This is a genomic window from Nocardioides sp. YIM B13467 (genome assembly GCF_042788075.1).
Taxonomy (GTDB): Bacteria; Actinomycetota; Actinomycetes; order Propionibacteriales; family Nocardioidaceae; genus Nocardioides.
Genome location: NZ_JBHZPJ010000046.1, coordinates 912355 through 928562, shown reverse-complemented (window position 1 = coordinate 928562; position 16208 = coordinate 912355). Strand labels below are relative to the sequence as shown.

19 protein-coding genes are annotated in these 16208 nt (G+C 68.8%); 8 read left to right on the top strand and 11 right to left on the bottom strand.

Going from position 1 to position 16208, the window contains the following annotated elements:
* Window positions 1-15: 15 nt before the first annotated feature.
* Complete coding sequence (locus ACFX43_RS11645; protein WP_378820849.1) at window positions 16-978, top strand: DMT family transporter; 963 nt, start codon at window positions 16-18, stop codon at window positions 976-978.
* Here ACFX43_RS11645 and leuA read toward each other — a convergent pair.
* The gene (gene leuA / locus ACFX43_RS11640; protein ID WP_378820846.1) at window positions 959-2719 is read right to left on the bottom strand and encodes a 2-isopropylmalate synthase; all 1761 of its coding nucleotides are present in this window, start codon (window positions 2717-2719) and stop codon (window positions 959-961) included. The genes ACFX43_RS11645 and leuA overlap by 20 nt on opposite strands.
* A gap of 214 nt (window positions 2720-2933) precedes the next feature.
* Between leuA and ACFX43_RS11635 the strand changes: the two genes are divergently transcribed.
* The 4 genes from ACFX43_RS11635 to ACFX43_RS11620 are packed head-to-tail and all read left to right on the top strand — an operon-like array spanning window position 2934 to window position 5533.
* Window positions 2934-3332, top strand: a complete 399-nt coding sequence (locus ACFX43_RS11635; RefSeq protein WP_378820844.1) for a pyridoxamine 5'-phosphate oxidase family protein — start codon at window positions 2934-2936, stop codon at window positions 3330-3332.
* Entirely contained in the window at window positions 3332-3832 is a 501-nt protein-coding gene (locus ACFX43_RS11630; RefSeq protein ID WP_378820842.1) for a flavodoxin family protein, read from the top strand. Before ACFX43_RS11635 ends, ACFX43_RS11630 begins: the two co-directional genes overlap by 1 nt.
* 46 nt (window positions 3833-3878) lie before the next feature.
* Window positions 3879-4712, top strand: coding sequence for a septum formation family protein (locus ACFX43_RS11625; RefSeq protein ID WP_378820840.1), 834 nt, complete (start codon window positions 3879-3881; stop codon window positions 4710-4712).
* Window positions 4713-4714: 2 nt separating this feature from the next.
* On the top strand, window positions 4715-5533 hold the full coding sequence (locus ACFX43_RS11620) for a septum formation family protein (protein WP_378820838.1): 819 nt from the start codon (window positions 4715-4717) through the stop codon (window positions 5531-5533).
* Window positions 5534-5641: 108 nt separating this feature from the next.
* Here ACFX43_RS11620 and era read toward each other — a convergent pair whose 3' ends face one another.
* From era to ACFX43_RS11605, 3 genes are read right to left on the bottom strand one after another with little or no spacing between them, the layout of a single operon-like run.
* Complete coding sequence (era, locus tag ACFX43_RS11615; protein ID WP_355227996.1) at window positions 5642-6568, bottom strand: GTPase Era; 927 nt, start codon at window positions 6566-6568, stop codon at window positions 5642-5644.
* The gene (locus tag ACFX43_RS11610) at window positions 6565-7344 is read right to left on the bottom strand and encodes a siderophore-interacting protein (RefSeq protein WP_378820835.1); all 780 of its coding nucleotides are present in this window, start codon (window positions 7342-7344) and stop codon (window positions 6565-6567) included. Before ACFX43_RS11610 ends, era begins: the two co-directional genes overlap by 4 nt.
* Before the next feature lie 50 nt (window positions 7345-7394).
* Window positions 7395-8195 (bottom strand): helix-turn-helix domain-containing protein, encoded by an 801-nt coding sequence (locus tag ACFX43_RS11605; protein ID WP_378820833.1) that lies wholly within the window; start codon window positions 8193-8195, stop codon window positions 7395-7397.
* A gap of 86 nt (window positions 8196-8281) precedes the next feature.
* On the opposite strand from ACFX43_RS11605, the gene ACFX43_RS11600 reads away from it, so the two are divergent.
* Complete coding sequence (locus ACFX43_RS11600) at window positions 8282-8689, top strand: isomerase (protein WP_378820830.1); 408 nt, start codon at window positions 8282-8284, stop codon at window positions 8687-8689.
* Between the two features lies 1 nt (window position 8690).
* Complete coding sequence (locus tag ACFX43_RS11595) at window positions 8691-9317, top strand: hypothetical protein (RefSeq protein WP_378820827.1); 627 nt, start codon at window positions 8691-8693, stop codon at window positions 9315-9317.
* On the opposite strand, the gene ACFX43_RS11590 is transcribed toward ACFX43_RS11595, so the two are convergent.
* The 5 genes from ACFX43_RS11590 to ACFX43_RS11570 all read right to left on the bottom strand — a co-directional run bounded on the left by ACFX43_RS11590 (window position 9318) and on the right by ACFX43_RS11570 (window position 14102).
* Window positions 9318-9656: a VOC family protein gene (locus ACFX43_RS11590; protein ID WP_378820824.1), complete on the bottom strand. Its 339-nt coding sequence runs from the start codon at window positions 9654-9656 to the stop codon at window positions 9318-9320.
* Window position 9657: 1 nt separating this feature from the next.
* Window positions 9658-10194 carry a pyridoxamine 5'-phosphate oxidase family protein gene (locus tag ACFX43_RS11585; protein ID WP_378820821.1) on the bottom strand — a complete coding sequence of 179 codons (537 nt, stop codon included), beginning with the start codon at window positions 10192-10194 and terminating at the stop codon, window positions 9658-9660.
* A gap of 731 nt (window positions 10195-10925) precedes the next feature.
* Window positions 10926-11231, bottom strand: coding sequence for a hypothetical protein (locus tag ACFX43_RS11580; protein ID WP_378820819.1), 306 nt, complete (start codon window positions 11229-11231; stop codon window positions 10926-10928).
* Window positions 11232-11409: 178 nt separating this feature from the next.
* On the bottom strand, window positions 11410-12714 hold the full coding sequence (locus ACFX43_RS11575; protein WP_378820816.1) for a class I SAM-dependent methyltransferase: 1305 nt from the start codon (window positions 12712-12714) through the stop codon (window positions 11410-11412).
* Window positions 12711-14102, bottom strand: coding sequence for an FAD-binding oxidoreductase (locus tag ACFX43_RS11570; RefSeq protein ID WP_378820814.1), 1392 nt, complete (start codon window positions 14100-14102; stop codon window positions 12711-12713). The genes ACFX43_RS11575 and ACFX43_RS11570 overlap by 4 nt, the downstream gene beginning before the upstream one ends.
* 150 nt (window positions 14103-14252) lie before the next feature.
* On the opposite strand from ACFX43_RS11570, the gene ACFX43_RS11565 reads away from it, so the two are divergent.
* Complete coding sequence (locus ACFX43_RS11565; protein WP_355227979.1) at window positions 14253-14525, top strand: hypothetical protein; 273 nt, start codon at window positions 14253-14255, stop codon at window positions 14523-14525.
* Between the two features lie 15 nt (window positions 14526-14540).
* On the opposite strand, the gene ACFX43_RS11560 is transcribed toward ACFX43_RS11565, so the two are convergent.
* The gene (locus ACFX43_RS11560; RefSeq protein WP_378820812.1) at window positions 14541-14876 is read right to left on the bottom strand and encodes a cytidine deaminase; all 336 of its coding nucleotides are present in this window, start codon (window positions 14874-14876) and stop codon (window positions 14541-14543) included.
* Window positions 14860-16203: a hemolysin family protein gene (locus tag ACFX43_RS11555; RefSeq protein ID WP_378820810.1), complete on the bottom strand. Its 1344-nt coding sequence runs from the start codon at window positions 16201-16203 to the stop codon at window positions 14860-14862. The genes ACFX43_RS11560 and ACFX43_RS11555 overlap by 17 nt, the downstream gene beginning before the upstream one ends.
* Window positions 16204-16208 lie beyond the last annotated feature (5 nt).

Sequence of the window (16208 nt, the reverse complement as noted above, 5' to 3'; positions counted from 1 at the left end):
GCGAACCTCGTAGACATGACCATCGAAGCCCTCCCACACCCCGATACCGCTGGCGGAACAGCGCTGCACCGCGGCACCCTGCTCGGCATCGTCTTCGCCGCGGCCGGGATGGTATGCGTCGGCAGCAGCGTCGCCGTCTCGGCCGCGATCACCGACGCCCCGCTCTTCACCCTGCAGAGCGTCCGGTACGCCCTCGCCGCCCTCCTCCTGCTCGCCGTCGCGCGGGTCACCGGTTGGCGGGTGCCGCGGCCGCGCGGTCGCGAGTGGCTCTGGCTGGCCGGGGTGGCGACCGCGGGCCTGGTGCTCTTCAACGTCGGTGTGGTCCGGGGTGTCGCCCATGCCGAGCCGGCGGTGATCGGCGTCGCCGTCGCCGCGGTCCCGATGCTGCTGGCGGTCGTCCCGGCGGTCGCGACCCGCACGCTCCCGGCTCGCACCGTGATCATCGGGGCCATGGTGGTGACCGCGGGCGCCGTCGTGGTCGAGGGCTTCGGGAGGACCGATGCGGCCGGGGTCGGCTACGCCTTCCTGGTGCTGGTCTGCGAGGCCGGCTTCACGCTCCTGGCGGTGCCCGTCCTCCCGCGCCTGGGCGCCTTCGGCGTCTCGTTCCACTCGGTGTGGATGGCCACCGCCGGCATGGCCGTCATCGGTGTCGCCACCGAGGGACCGGCCGCCGTCACCACGCTCGACACCGGCGATCTGCTCGCGGCGCTCCACTTGGCCGCGGTCGTCACCACGCTCGCGTTCCTGCTCTGGTTCACCGCGGTCAAGCGCCTCGGCTCCGGGCGCGCCGGCCTGCTGACCGGCGTCGTGCCCGTGTCCGCGGCCGCCCTCGGCGTACCGCTGAACGGGATCGTGCCCGGCCCGATGGTGTGGCTGGGCACCGCGGTCGTCGCCCTGGGCCTGGTGATCGGGCTGCGCGGGACGCCGCTGCGGGGTCGCCCCCGCAGCGGCGCCGAGGTCAGCCGCGCGGGATCGTGACCGCCTGGGCGCGGTTGGCCGCGCAGACGACGGCCCGCAGGGAGGCGGTGACGATGTTCTCGTGGATGCCGATGCCCCACACGATCTCGCCGGCGATCTCACACTCGACGTACGCGGCCGCGGCCGCGTCGCCACCGGCGGAGAGGGCGTGCTCGGCGTAGTCGAGGACCCGGATCTCGGCGCCGGCCTCCTTCAGCGCGTCGACGAACGCGGCCACCGGGCCGTTGCCGACGCCCTTGTAGGTGCGCTCCTCGCCGCGCACCCGCAGGTCGACGACCTGCTCGTCGCCGCCCTCGGCGTCGGTCACCGAGGACCAGCTCTCCAGGGCGTACGGCTCCTCGCGCTCGAGGTACTCGGCGGAGAAGATCGACCAGATCTCCTCGGGGCTGACCTCGCCACCCTCGGAGTCGGTGTGCTGCTGGACCACGCGGCTGAACTCGATCTGCGCACGACGCGGCAGGTCCAGGGAGTGCTCGGTCTTGAGCAGGTAGGCCACGCCGCCCTTGCCGGACTGGCTGTTGACCCGGATGACGGCCTCGTAGGTGCGGCCGACGTCCTTGGGGTCGATGGGCAGGTAGGGCGCCTCCCACGGGATCTCGCTGGTCGGCTTGCCGGCCTCGGCGGCGATCCGGTCGAGGTCTTCCAGGCCCTTCTTGATGGCGTCCTGGTGGGAGCCGGAGAAGGCGGTGTAGACCAGGTCGCCCGCGTAGGGGTGGCGCGGGTGGACGTTGATGTTGGTGACGTACTCGACGGTGCGGCGGATCTCGTCGATGCCGCCGCCGACGGTGAAGTCGATCTGCGGGTCGATGCCCTGGGAGAAGAGGTTCATGCCCAGCGTGACCAGGTCGACGTTGCCGGTGCGCTCACCGTGACCGAACAGGCAGCCCTCGACGCGGTCGGCGCCGGCCATCAGGCCCAGCTCGGTGGCCGCGACCGCAGTGCCGCGGTCGTTGTGCGGGTGGAGGCTGATGGCGGAGTGCTCGCGGCGGGTCAGGCCCCGGCCGAAGTACTCGATCTGGTCGGCGTAGGTGTTCGGGGTGGACATCTCCACGGTGGCGGGCAGGTTGAGGATGATCTCCCGGCCGGCCTCTGGCTGCCACACGTCGCTCACCCGCTCACACACTTCCAGCGCGTAGTCGGTGTCGGTCTGGGTGAAGATCTCCGGGCTGTACTGGTAGCCGAAGTCCTCGGTGCCGATCAGCTCGGGGACGTGCTCCTCGGCGTACTTCATCACCATCTCGGTGCCGCGCACCGCGATCCCGATGCACTCCGCCGGCGTCACGTTGAACACGACCCGGCGGAACAGCTCGGCGGTGGCGTTGTAGAGGTGGATCGTCGCGCGCGGGGCGCCGGCGATCGACTCGGCGGTGCGCGAGATGAGGTCCTCGCGGGCCTGGGTCAGGACCGAGATCTGTACGTCATCGGGGATCCGGTCCTCCTCGATCAGCTTGCGCACGAAGTCGAAGTCGGTCTGGCTCGCGCTCGGGAAGCCGACCTCGATCTCCTTGTAGCCCATCGCGACCAGCAGCTCGAACATCCGCAGCTTGCGGGCCGGCGTCATCGGGTCGATCAAGGCCTGGTTGCCGTCACGCAGGTCGGTGGAGAGCCAGCGCGGAGCCTTGGTGATCTTCTTGGTGGGCCAGGTGCGATCAGGTACGTCGACGGGCACGAAGGCGCGATAGCGCTGGTGCGGCATCCCCGACGGCTTCTGCTGGTTGCTGGAGTTGCTCAGGTTGGTCATGCGGAATCCTCAACAGATGGAAGCGAGTGCCGGCGCACGTCGAACCTCCGCAGCGAGGGAGTCCGGCTTTCTCAGACCCCGCTGCGGCAGCTAAGGAGGAGGCTGCGCATCATGACTCGGTAACAATAACAGAACAGAACTGGCAGACTGGCCGGGCAGGCGATTGATCCTCAACACTGAGACGCAGAAGTGACGACGAAGGGGAGGAACGGGCGTGGCCCAACTGGAAGAGCTCACGGTCGAGGAGTCCTGGCGCCTCGCGACGGAAACCCAGGTGTCTCGGATCGGCTGGACCGGCCCGCGCGGCCCGGTGGTACTACCGGTCAACCACGTCGTGCACGAGGAAGCGCTCTGGATCCGCACCTCGGCCCACTCCTCGATGGCCGAGCAGATCGACGAGAGCGCCGTCGCGCTGCTGGTCGACGACCTCGACCCCGACACTCATGTGGGCTGGTCGGCGCTGTTCAAGGGCCGCGCGGAGATCCTCTACCGCGAGGACCAGATCCCCGATCTCGTCAAGAACCTCCACCCTTGGCCGGCCGGCCCTCGGCCGTTGTGGGTGCGGCTGCGCCCCAAGGAGGTCACCGGCCGCCGTCTGGGCGCGGACGGCTGATGCCTCGCCTGCTCGTCGTCCACCACTCCCCCAGCCGGTCGCTGCAGCGCCTGACCGACGCGGTGGTCTCCGGCGCCAACGATCCCGAGATCGAGGGGGTCGAGGTCGTCGTACGTCCCGCTCTGGAGGCGACTGCCGACGACGTCCTGGCCGCCGACGGCTACGTGCTCGGCACGAGCGCCAACTTCGGCTACATGTCGGGCGCGCTGAAGCACTTCTTCGACTCGATCTTCCTGGACGTGGGCGGCGCGCTCGACCCCTCCGGCGGAGCCGGGCCAGAAGACGGATCAGCGGCCGGTGCCACCGCCAAACGCCCCTACGGCTTCTACGTCCACGGCCGCTACGACACCACCGGCGCGATCCGCTCGGTGCAGTCCATCGTCGGCGCGCTCGGGTGGGCCCAGTCCTATGACATCCTCGACGTCCTGGGAGACGTCGAGGACGCGCACATCGAGGCGGCATACGAGCTGGGAGCCACGCTGGCCGCCGTCCTCGACTGATTGTCCTTTCGGCCTGCTCATGGGTTCGCAAGTAGAGTCGATCCCCGTGATCGGCCATACCCCCAGACGTACGACATCCTTGTCGCTCCTGATCGTGGTGCTCGCCGTCCTCGCGCTCAGCGGGTGCGGCGGTGATCGGGCTGCTGCCAAGGGCGAGGACCCGAAGCAGGTGGACTCGACCGCGCTGCCCGAGGTCGGCAAGTGCCGCAACCTCACCCACGAGGATGTCGCCGAGGCCTACAACTTCGACAAGTACGTCGCCTGCGACGAGCCGCACAACGCCGAGACCTTCGGCGCCGGACCGCTCCCGGACGAGTTCAAGGACGCCGAGTACGGCGACGAGAAGGTCAACGAGTGGGCCTTCAGCCAGTGCCGCAAGCTGCTGGAGAAGTACGTCGGCTCCGACCAGAGCCTCTTGATGCGCTCGATGCTCTCCCACGTCTACTTCGGACCCTCGGAGAAGGCCTGGGAGGAGGGCGCTCGCTGGATCCGCTGCGACGTGGTCGGCGGTGGCCAGCAGGGCGCCGAGTACGTCGACCTGCCGACCACCACCCGCAACCTCCTCAAGGTCAAGAAGGTCGAGGACGTCGAGGACCGCTGGATGGTGTGCGCCGAGGGCAAGAGCGTCGCCTCCGCGAAGGTGCCCTGCTCCGAGCCGCACCAGATGCGTGCGGTGACGACCATCAAGCTGGGCGAGGCCAAGACCAAGTTCCTCGGTGTCGCGGAGTCGAAGAAGAAGGCCTCGCAGTACTGCAAGGGCTCGGTCCAGGCCTGGTTGGGTTACCCGGAAAGCTTCGACTACGGGTACACATGGTTTGGAGAGAAGGAGTGGAACGCCGGCAACCGCTGGGCGGTCTGCTGGGCGGTGACCGAGGAGTGAGCATGGTTTCTAACAAGCTGTGGGGAGCTCTCGTCGCCGTGGGAGCCATGGCTCTCGCCGGTTGCGGTGGGGGCGAGCCGAAGTCGGCTCCGTCACCCTCGTCGGCGCCTCCGTCCGCCTCCGCCTCGGCGGCTCCGTCCCCGAAGGAGGGGGCCTGCTACAACCTCACCTACGAGGAGGCGCTGGCCCCGACCGCCGGCGGCACCGCGGTCTCCTGCAAGGGGAAGCACACCACCCAGACGTACGCCGTGGGCAGGCTGAGGAACGTCGTCGACGGCCACCTCGTCGCGGTCGACTCGGAGCAGGTCGCGGCCCAGGTCGCCGAGGCGTGCCCCAACAAGGTCACCAAGTACCTCGGTGGCGACGCCGACGACCTGCGACTCTCGATGCTGCGCCCGGTCTGGTTCACGCCGACGATCAAGGAGTCCGAGGCCGGCGCCAACTGGTTCCGCTGCGACGTCATCGGCATCGCCGGCCCCAACGCCCTGATGACCCTCAAGGGCAACATGAAGGGCGTCCTGGGCGACTCCAAGACCGCCGAGCCGTTCCGGATGTGCGGCACGGCCTCGCCGAAGTCCGAGTCCTTCAAGCGCGTCCCCTGCTCCCTCAAGCACAGCTGGCGGGCCCTGTCGGTCATCGACCTCGGCTCCGGGAAGTACCCCGGCGAGGCGAAGGTCAACAGCGCCGGCGCCGAGGACTGCAAGGCAGCTGCCGCCGAGGTCGCCGACGACCCGCTCAAGTACGAGTGGTCCTGGGAGTTCCCAAGCGCCGAGCAGTGGCAGGGCGGGCAGACGTATGGGATCTGTTGGGCGCCGAGCTAAGGCGGATGGAATACCCGGTTAACCGGGTATTCCTGCACTTCTCGGGCATTGCAACACCTGAGAAGTGCAGGAAACACCCGAGCGCTGTGACCGGTGAGGCGCCTGGGACTAGAACCCGAGCTTGCGCAGCTGCCGAGGATCGCGCTGCCAGTCCTTGGCGATCTTGACGTGCAGGTCGAGGTAGACCGGCATGCCGAGCAACTCCTTGATCTGCAGGCGCGCGCGCTGACCGACGTCCTTGAGGCGTGAGCCCTTGTGGCCGATCACGATGCCCTTCTGGGAGTCGCGCTCGACGTACAGGAAGGCGTGGATGTCCATCAGCGGCTTGTCCTCCGGGCGGTCCTCACGCAGACGCATCTCCTCGACGACGACGGCGATGGAGTGCGGGAGCTCGTCGCGTACGCCTTCCAGGGCTGCCTCGCGGATGAGCTCGGCGATGATGATCTCCTCGGGAGAGTCGGTGAGCTCGCCGTCGGGGTAGAGCGGCGGTCCCTCGGGGAGGAGCTTGATCAGCAGGTCACCGAGGAGGTCGACCTGGTCGCCGCCGACGCTGGAGACCGGGACGATCTCGGCCCACTCGATGCCGAGCTCGACCCCGAGGGTCTGGATCGACATCAGGTGCTCGCCGATCTGCTCGGGGGTGGCGAGGTCGGTCTTGGTGGCGATCGCGACCCGCTTGATGCCCTTCTTGAGCTTGTTGGCGTTCTCCGCGATCCGCCGATCACCGGGACCGATCTTCTCGTTGCACGGGAAGCAGATCGCGACCACGTCGACCTCGGTCCAGGTGGCCTCGACCAGGTCGTTGAGGCGCTCGCCGAGCAGCGTACGCGGCCGATGGATGCCCGGGGTGTCGACCAGGATCAGCTGGCCGTCGGGCCGGTGGACGATGCCCTTGACCACGGTGCGGGTCGTCTGCGGCTTGTCGGAGGTGATCGCCACCTTGGTGCCGACCAGTGCGTTGGTCAGGGTCGACTTGCCCGCGTTGGGGCGTCCGACGAACGACACGAAGCCGCTCCGGAAAGCTGGCTCGGTCACTGTTGCTCCTGTTGCTCGTCGTATCGCTGCCAGATCTGCTCGTCGGTGAGCCCCTGGGCCTTGCCCTCACGCCACACCGGTCCGGGATCGACCGCGCGCGGCTGCCGCTTCTGGCCGCCTCCGCGCCAGTAGCCCATCACGTCGTAGGCGTGGGAGTCGAGCTTCCGCTCGCGCATCAGATGCTTGCGGATCGCCCGCATCTGGCTGGACTCACCGGCCATCCAGAAGTATCCGTCGCCTTCGGGCCACTCGATCTTCTCCACGGCCGCCGCGAGGTCGGAGGAGGTCTCCGACGGCGGCGTCGACCAGGTGACCTCGGCGGTCCCAGGGAGATATCCGGGCAGGTCGTCGGGGGTCTCTGCCCAGATCCGAGTCGGCAGCGTGGTGGTCTCGGCGATCCGCGCCATGGCCGGCATCGCGGTCAGGTCGCCGACCAGCAACAGCCACTGCGCGCCGTCGGGCGCGGCGTAGGAGCCCTTGGGCTCGGTGATCGTGACCGTCTGCCCGACGGGGTCGGTACGCGTGGCCCACTCGGTCACCAGACCGACGTCATGGACGACGACGTCGAGGGTCAGCTCGCCACCCTGCCACGACCGCACGGTGTAGTAGCGCGACTGGAACTGCCCCGGGACGATCAGCCCGACCCACTCGTCGGGGATCCCGGTGGACTCGAACCCGGCCAGGCCGGGACCGCCGAGCACCAGACGTACGAGGTGGGGCGTGATCTGCTCGCGCCGCAGCACCTCCGCGGCGTACTGCTGGGCCTTGACACTCATCGCCTCAAGGTTATCCGCGCAGACGCGGCCCGCCCGCATCAGCGCCGCACTCATTCGTGGCTGATGGCGAGCAGAGCCGCTCGAGTCGCGTCGTCGGCAGGGAACATCGCCTCCACCGCGATCTCGTCGACCGTGACATCGCGCGGCGCGCCGATCACGGAGAGGACGTAGAGGAAGGACAGATCGCCGAAGCTCGTACGCAGCAGCAGCGGCAGCACCGGCAAGGCACCGTCCCTCGCCGTGACCGCCGGCGCGTCCACGTCGGCTCCGGGCGGCGCCGGGTAGCCCTCCACGTCTTCGAGGAGCTCGACCAGCCCGTCGGCCGCGGTGCGGTCGAGCTGCCGACGGATGCGGCCGACGACGTGGGCGCGCCACTGCGCGTAGTTGCGCACCTGCGCCGCCAGGCCGTCGGGATGCAGCGTCGCGCGCAGCATGTTGAGCCGGGGCTGCCGCAGCGCGTCCGGCAGCGGAGCGAGGAAGAGCTCCATGGGCCGGTTGGTCGCCACCATGTCCCAACGGACGTCGACCGCGCAGGCCGGATAGGGCTCGTGGGCGGTGAGCACCGCCTCGACGGCTGACCTGGCGACCCCGAGGTCGTCGAGCGGCCGCTCCTGGTAGACGGGCGCGAACCCGGCCGCGAGATAGAGCCGGTTGCGCTCACGCAGCGGCACCTCGAGCTCCTCGCAGAGCCGCTCGATCATCGTCCGGCTCGGTCCTGATCTGCCCGTCTCGATGAAGCTGAGGTGACGAGCCGACACGTCGGCCGCGATCGCCACCTCGAGCTGCGAGCGACGGCGCCGCTCGCGCCAGTCGCGAAGCAGCTCTCCGACGCTCAGCTGGGCCGTTGTCATGCACCCAGGCTGCCGGGCGGAGTGCGGCACGGCAACTACCCGAGAGGTAATCGACAGGGCTCGCCCGGAGGCGGATCGTCTTGGCCATGACGACTGAAACCACACCCCGCTCACCTGCCGCCACCGCCGAGGCGTACGTCTCGTTCTGGAACCTCTCCGCCGAGGAGCAGCGCGCCCTCGGCGCCACCCTGTTCGCCAACGACGTCGCTCGCTCCACCCCGATCGGCGAGTCCACCGGCCTCGAGGCGCTGATCGACTTCACCCGCCAGTTCATCGAGGGCGTCGGCGACTACACGTTCGTGGCTCGCACCGAGCCCGATTCACACCACAAGCACGTCCGCGTGCGCTGGGAGATCCGCAAGGAGGAGGGCTCGTTCGCCGAGGGCACCGACGTCCTCGATCTGGATCGGTCCGGACGGATCGCCGCTATCACCGCGTTCATCGATCGCGCACCCGACGGTTTCGATCCCGACGCCCACCACGAGGAGGCCTGACGTGTTCCTGATCGAGATCGCCGCTCCCGCCGGAGCACTCACCGACGGCGACCGCGCGACGCTGACAAAGGCGGTGACGTCGCTCCTCAACGAGGGCGTCAGCGCGCCGGAGGAGACGATGGCTCGAGGCCGGGCGGTGACCCACATCGCGTTCCGGGAGCTCGCCGGATGGACGACCGGTGATGGGACGTGGGCACCGCCCGCCCCGCCGCCGCTGGTCATCACGGCCACCGTTCCCGAGGCGTGGCGGGAGGAGATGTCTCGCCCGTTGTCCGGCGCCGTCCGGGCCGGCGTACGCAGACTCGACCGCGACCACGGCTGGACCAGGCCGGGCGGGCACCTCTGGATCAACCTGGTCGGGATCGCGGACGGCAGCATCGGGCTCAACGGCAGCCCCGCGACGGCAGACGAGCTGACGAGCTGGATGACCGAGGAGTTCCGTGCGCGACACAGCGCGGGCGAGGTCGACCTCCCCGAAGGCGTCGTGATCGATCCGATGTGCGGCATGCAGGTCACCCTCGGCCGCGGAGCGATCACGATGGAGCACGACGGGGAGACCATCGGCTTCTGCGCCGCGTCCTGCCGACGTGCCTACGCCAAGGAGCACAGCCTCCCGGTCCCGGCCTGATCAGGCCGGGCCACCGCCCAGCCCGATCTCGTTGCCGTCGGGGTCGCGGAAGATGGTCTTGCGGACCCCGTTGTCGTACGTCTCCTGCGACTCCGGCCGCAGGCCGCGGTCGGCGATCGCGGTGAGGCGGGCGTCCAGGTCGTCGACGAAGAGGGTGAGGAAGCCACGGCCGGCGAGCTCCGGCCTCACCTCGATGTAGACGTAGCCGTGCTCGACCACCTCGAAGACGGCCTCGACGTCGTTGGGGTAGAAGGCCGGCGGGCCACCGAGCAGGGCCTCGTACCAACGGACCGCACGCGCCAGGTCTGCGACCGGTTGCCCGGCGAACAGGTCGGTCATCTCAGAACCTCCAGCGGGTCGCGCCGTAGGGCTCGACGGTCGCGACCGCATGGGCGGAGGTTGCGTCGATGCGGAAGACGTGCCAGGGCGCCGGGCCCGCGCTCTGCGCGTTGAACGGCGCCGTGACGGCCTCGCCCGACTCGTCGACCTCGGCCGGCCAGCCCTCGTCGTCGTGGTAGTGCTTGGCCACGCGCTCGAGCTCATCGCCGAGGACCCGCGTCACGCGGCCCTCCACGACCAGGTCGAACTCACGGACCGTGAGCGACAGCGCGCAGCGGGGATCGCGGGCCAGGTTGCGGCCACGCCGTGTCTCTGGTCCGGTGACCAGGTAGAAGCTGCCGTCGAGCCAGACGGCGCCGACGGCGTTCACGTGCGGGCCGCCGTCGGCGTTGATCGTGCTCACCCAGGTCGTGTAGCGCCCGGGCTCGCCCACCTGCGACCCGGGCCCCTGGTTGAAGCCCTGGTCCAGACGAGCGGTCACCTCCGCCCAGGACATCGGCGGGGCGTCGTACATCTCGGCGAGGTTGTGGGTCTCCATGGCGGTGTCTCCTTCGGCTGGAACAGGATGTTTCACCTACTCCACGAACAGAAAGGGCCGATTCCGACACCGTGCCACATACGAGTGGGCGAAGGTGACAGCCAGACCGCGCTCCAGCCTGCCACTTTCGCCCACTCGATGGCCGTCGACCAGAGATGTCGGTGGTCGCGAGGATGCTGAGCCCCATGGATCTCATCGATATCGAAGGCCAACCCCTCGAGGACACATCGACGGTCTTCACAGGCGACGCACCGCGAACGACCACCCGACGACGACGTCCGCGACAACCTCGGCGGCGGGGTCCAACCTGGGAGCGGGTCGGGAACGGCGTGTACGTGCCAGCGGGGCTCGACGGTGACTCCAGGTGGCGAGCAGGGCTGGCAGCGTGGACAGATGTTCTTCCCGGTTCGGCCGTTCTCACCGGGTTGACCGCCATGCGGCTCCACGACCTCTGGCTCCCACCGGTGCCCGACGATCTGCCGGTCTTCGTGGCGCTCCACGAGTCGTCCGCGCGGATACGCCGGCCCGAGCTGCGGATCAGCCGACACCCGCGGCCACCGGCAGCCATCTCGCTCGACAATCTTCGGGTTGCGCCGGTGCCCGATGCAGCTCTTGCCTGCGCACGCGACCTCGGCGTTCTGGATCTGGTGGTCCTGATCGACAGCGCCCTCCATCTGGAGAAGTGCACGCTCGCCGATCTCCAGGCCGCCACAGCCACTGGTCGACCGGGATCACGTCGGCTGAGCGAGGCGTTGCGCTGGTGCGACCGGCGCTCCGAGTCCGCCTGGGAGTCCGTCCTGCGGATCCTGCACACCGCGTGCGAGGTCGAGGTCGAGCCGCAGGTGGAAATCCACGACGCCCGTGGCGTCTTCATCGGGCGAGCCGATCTCGTGGTGACCGGGACCAAAACGCTGCAGGAGTACGACGGAGCACAGCACCGTGAGCGCGGTCAGTACCGCCGCGACCGGGGAAGGGACGCGGACCTCGCCAAGGCCGGATATGTACGCCACGGATGGATCGCGAGCCAGGTCCGCCACGACAGCTGGCTGATCCTCCGGGCGGCGATGGATGCGCTCGGACGAGAGCTCACCGTCGATGACATCCGACCATGGTGGAACCTGGCAGTTGCCCGAAGTCTCATAGCAAGTGGGCGAAAGTGGCAGCCGGACCGCGGTCCGAACTGCCACTTTCGCCCACTCAGCTACTCAGAGTTACTCAGAAGGTGTGCCTCAGCGGGTAGCCCGAGAGCCCGTCGACTGTCTTGGTCGCGAGCACGTGGTGGAGCTGGATGTTGTTGCGCTCGAAGCCGATCCGGGAACCGGCCATGTAGATGCCCCAGACCTTCGCGGTGCCGAGGCCGACCTCGTTGACGCAGGCGTCCCAGTTGTCGCGGAGGTTGTCGTTCCACGCCGTGAGGGTCTTGGCGTAGTGGACCCGGATGTTCTCGTGGTGCTGCACCTCGAGGTCGGTGTTCTCGATCGCGGACACGATGGTGCCCGAGCCGATCAGCTCGCCGTCGGGGAAGACGTAGCGGTCGATGAACGCCCCCGCGTTCGCCTTCGAGACGTTGTCGGGACGGGTGATGCAGTGGTTGAGCAGCCGGCCCCCGTCGCGCAGCTTGCTCTTGATGAAGCCGAAGTAGGCTGGGTAGTTGGCCACGCCGATGTGCTCGGTGAGCCCGATGGAGCTGACCGCGTCGAAGTCCCCCTCGACCACGTCGCGGTAGTCGGAGAAGCGCACCTCGGCGACGTCGTCGAGACGATCGGCCTTGATCGCCTTCTGGGCCCAGTTGGCCTGCTCGCGCGAGAGCGTGACACCGAGCGCCTTGACCCCGTAGTGCTGAGCCGCGTGGCGCACCATCCCGCCCCAGCCGCAGCCGATGTCGAGCAGCCGCATCCCGGGCTCGAGCCCGAGCTTGCGGCAGATCAGGTCGTACTTGGCCGCCTGCGCCTCCTCGAGGGTGGCGTCATCGGCCGGGTAGAGCGCACAGGTGTAGGTCATCGACGGGCCGAGGACGTACTCGTAGAAGGTGTTGGAGACGTCGTAGTGGTGGTGGATCGCGTCGGCGTCGCGCTCGGGCGAGTGCCGCGTCCACGGCAGCGCGCTGATCGCGCGACCGGAGAGGTGGCGTACGTTCTCGGCCCGCTGCCGCCACGCGGGCAGGTGCTCCTGCGGCGGTGGCTTGGGCGGGACGAAGTTCTTCACCCCGAGCGCACGGACCATGTCGACCGTCTCCCGAGGGCTGGGCCGTTTGAAGTCGGTCTTGTCGAGGATCAGGTCCAGGAGCGGGTAGGGGTCGCCCGGGTGGATGCCGTGCAGGGCCATGTCACCGCTGACGTAGGCACGCGCTAGCCCCAGGTCGCCCGGCGCGGTCAGCAGGAACGCGAGCCCGCGCGGGTTGAGGATCTCCATCCCGAAGGGAGAGTCCTTGTCGCCGGCGACACTGCCGTCGTACGCGGTGAGCTTGATTGGCAGCCCACCGTCGAAGAGTTCGTTGATGGTCTCTGCAATGTGGTTCACAGTCTCTTCACCGCCTTGCTGTACAGATCGGTCAACCGGTTGCCAGGGTCATACCTCGCCTTCACGGCGGCGAGGTTGTCCCCGTCATAGAGAGCGTCGAAGACATCCTTGTCGTAGAACGCCTCGGAGTAGAGCGATTTATGCCCGCCGAGCTCGTGAACCTGTGCCTCGATCGCACGGTTCTTGGGGGCGTTGACGGCGCCGGGGCCGACGTGCACCGTGCCCCAGAAACCGACGTTGACGTACGTCCGGCCCGCCTCGAGCGGGTAGGTCGGCCACTTCCCTCCTGTGCTCGTCCCCTGGGAGACCAGCGGGCACAGCCATACCGGCCGCATCCCGATCTCGGCGTCGAACCACTCCAGGAAGGCCGGAAGGTTCTCGACCGGGACCTCGATGTCCTGGATCACCCGTTCCCTCAGGAGCCGTCCGGCACGCGCGTCGAGCTTGTCGGCGATGCCGAACCTCCGGTCCAGGCCGACCAGCTTCATGTAGACGTCCGAGCGCCGCAGCCGGCGCGGCCACACCCTGCGGAGGTACTTGTTCTGCGCACCGAAGGCACCCGAGCACCAGAACCAGTCGGTGTCCCAGCGCCACAGGTAGTCGTAGGTCGTCAGCAGATCAACTCCGCCGTTTTCCTGGGAGAGCTCTTGGATCGAGCGGTAGTAGATCTGCTGGCCGCCGTAGTCGCTGGGGGTCTGCGTGGCCTTCTCGGTCCAGGTCGCGAGGGTCAGGTAGTACTCCCCCGGCTCGAACGCGACACCGTCGAGCCCGTCGACCCGCTCCCCCTCGTACGACTTGGTCTCGGTGATCTGCGCGATCGTCTTGGTGAGCAGGCCGACGTCGTCGAAGCGTACGTGGCGCAGCGCGACGTAGCCCGGCACCTTCTCCAGCTTGATCTTGAGCCGGGTGGCGTAGCCGAGGGAGCCGTAGGAGTTGGGGAAGGTGTCGAAGAGGTCTTCCCCCGGAACCGTCGTGACGATCTCGCCCGACCCGGTCAGGATGTCCATCTCCAGCACCGACTCGTGCGGCATCCCGTTGCGGAACGAGGTGGACTCGATGCCCATCCCGGTCACCGCGCCACCGAGCGTGATCGTGCGCAGCTGCGGGACGACGTAGGGGATCATCCCGTGCGCCAAGGTGGCGTCGACGAGGTCCTCGTAGGTGCACATCCCCTGTACGTCCGCAGTGCCCGCCTCGGCATCGACCTCGATCACGCCGCCGAGGCCGGAGACGTCGAGGCCGGGGGCGTCGGTCGCCGCCCGGGCCCGGAAGAGGTTGGTGGTGCGTTTGGCCAGCCTGACGGGAGCGCCGTCAGGGATCCGCTTGTAGGAGGCCGTCAGCCGCTCGACGGCCTCGGTGTGTCGTTGCCAACCAGTCTCACCCGTCACTCCACGCACTTTACTCGCGCCCTGGGATCTCGGGTTTCGATTTTCACGTTCGTTCGCTTACAGTCACAAGCGCCGACTGCTCCCGTCGAGCGCCCCCAATCTCGTGCACCCTGGAGGGTCCCCATGTCCAGTGCTGCCCATCGTGACGCTGTGTCAACGCTCGCCGAGAAGGCAACCCCCTACTTCACCGAGAACCAGGTCAAGTGGCGCAACAAGTCCGTGTCCCAGGCCCGGCTCGCGCTGGCGATCGACCAGATCGTCGTGCACATGCGTGAGAAGGGCGTCGACATGGCGACCATGAACGGCCTCACCGCCTACCGGGACGAGGACGGGATCCACGTCACGATCGAGCTGGGCACTCTTCCGCTCCTCGCCGAGTCCGGCGGGGCCGGCGGCACCGGCGGCCACCGGGCCGCTCGCTGAGCAGCCCGCAGGGACTCAGCGGAGGTTGCCGCGCGGGTCGCCGACGAGGACCGGGACGTCCTCGCCCGCGAACTCCTTGACGATCGAGAGGTCGTTCGCGGAGGCCTCCTCGGCCTCGCCGAGCACGACCACGGCCTCGAGGCCCTTGGAGCCGGAGGCCACCGCCATGGCCACGCAGACGCCGATCGCGGAGACCTGGAGCGAGGGCAGGTCCACGGTGGCAGCGGCATAGGTGCGGCCGTCGAGGTCGCGTACGGCTGCTCCTTCGGCCGCGCCGGTGCGGGCACGCGTCGCCCGGGCCAGGGTCACCAGCTTGCGGTCCTCCGCGGTGAGCTCACTCTGCTCGGGCATGTGCCTCTTTCTTCCTGTCCGTCTTCTCGCTCTGCTCGTCCTCGTCGTCGGCCCCGGTCTCGGCCGGGACGACGACGCTGATGCGTACGGTACCGATCTTGTTCCGCCGGCCGGCAGCCTCCTCGGCCACGAAGCAGAGCCCGTGGGCCTCGACCTCGGTCCCGGGGATCGGCACGAGGCCGAGATGCTTGGCCATCAGACCGCGTACGGAGTCGACGTCGTCCTCCTCGACGGGGAGGCCGATGAGCTCCTCGAGGTCGCTGACCAGGAAGCGCGAGGGCACCCGCCAGGAGCCGTCACCGAGGTGGAGCGGCTCGCGGTCCTCGATGTCGTACTCGTCGGTGATCTCGCCGACGATCTCCTCGAGGATGTCCTCGATGGTGATCAGGCCGGCGGTGCCGCCGTACTCGTCGACGACCACCGCGATGTGCTGGCGGTGCTGCTGCATCTCGGCGAGCAGCTCGTCGACCGGCTTGGAGTCGGGGACCCAGGTCGGCTTGCGCATCAGCGACTCGACCCGCTGGGTGGTCTCGACCTCCGGCGCCTCGAAGTCTCGCGCGACGACGTCCTTGAGGTAGACCATCCCGATGATGTCGTCGAGGCTGTCGTCGATCACCGGCATCCGGGAGTAGCCCGAGCGCAGGAACAGCGACAGCGCCTGGCGCAGGGTCTTGCGGCGCTCCAGGAAGACGATGTCGCCGCGGGGCACCATCACCTCGCGGGCACGGGTGTCGCCGAGCTCGAAGACCGAGTGGATCATCCGGCGCTCGTCGGCCTCGATCAGGTCGGAGGCCTCGGCGATGTCGACCAGCTCGCGCAGCTCGGTCTCCGTCGAGAACGGGCCCTTGCGGAAGCCCTTGCCGGGGGTGAGCGCGTTACCGAGCATGATCAGCAGGCTCGGGATCGGGCCGAGGATGGCGGTGATCGCGCCGATCGGGCCGGCGACCGCGAGGGCGATGCCCTCGTGGTGCTGGCGCCCCAGCGTGCGGGGACCGACGCCGATGACCACGAAGGAGACCACGGTCATCGTCCCGGTCGTGGTGAGCACCGTCGGCCACCAGCGCCCCTGGTAGAGGTCGTACGCCCACAGCGCGACCAGCACGGTCGCGCCGATCTCGCACAGCATCCTGAGCAGCAGCACCGTGTTGACGTAGCGGGCGGGGTCGCCGACCACCGCCACCAGGCGCTTGGCGCCGGCACGGCCCTCGGAGACCAGCTCCGCGGCCCGGGCGCGGGAGAAGGCGCTGAGCGCCGCGTCGGCGGCTGAGAAGATGCCGGCGATCAGGACCAGAACTGCGGCTGCGATCAGCAGCCTCGCATCGTCCATGGGTG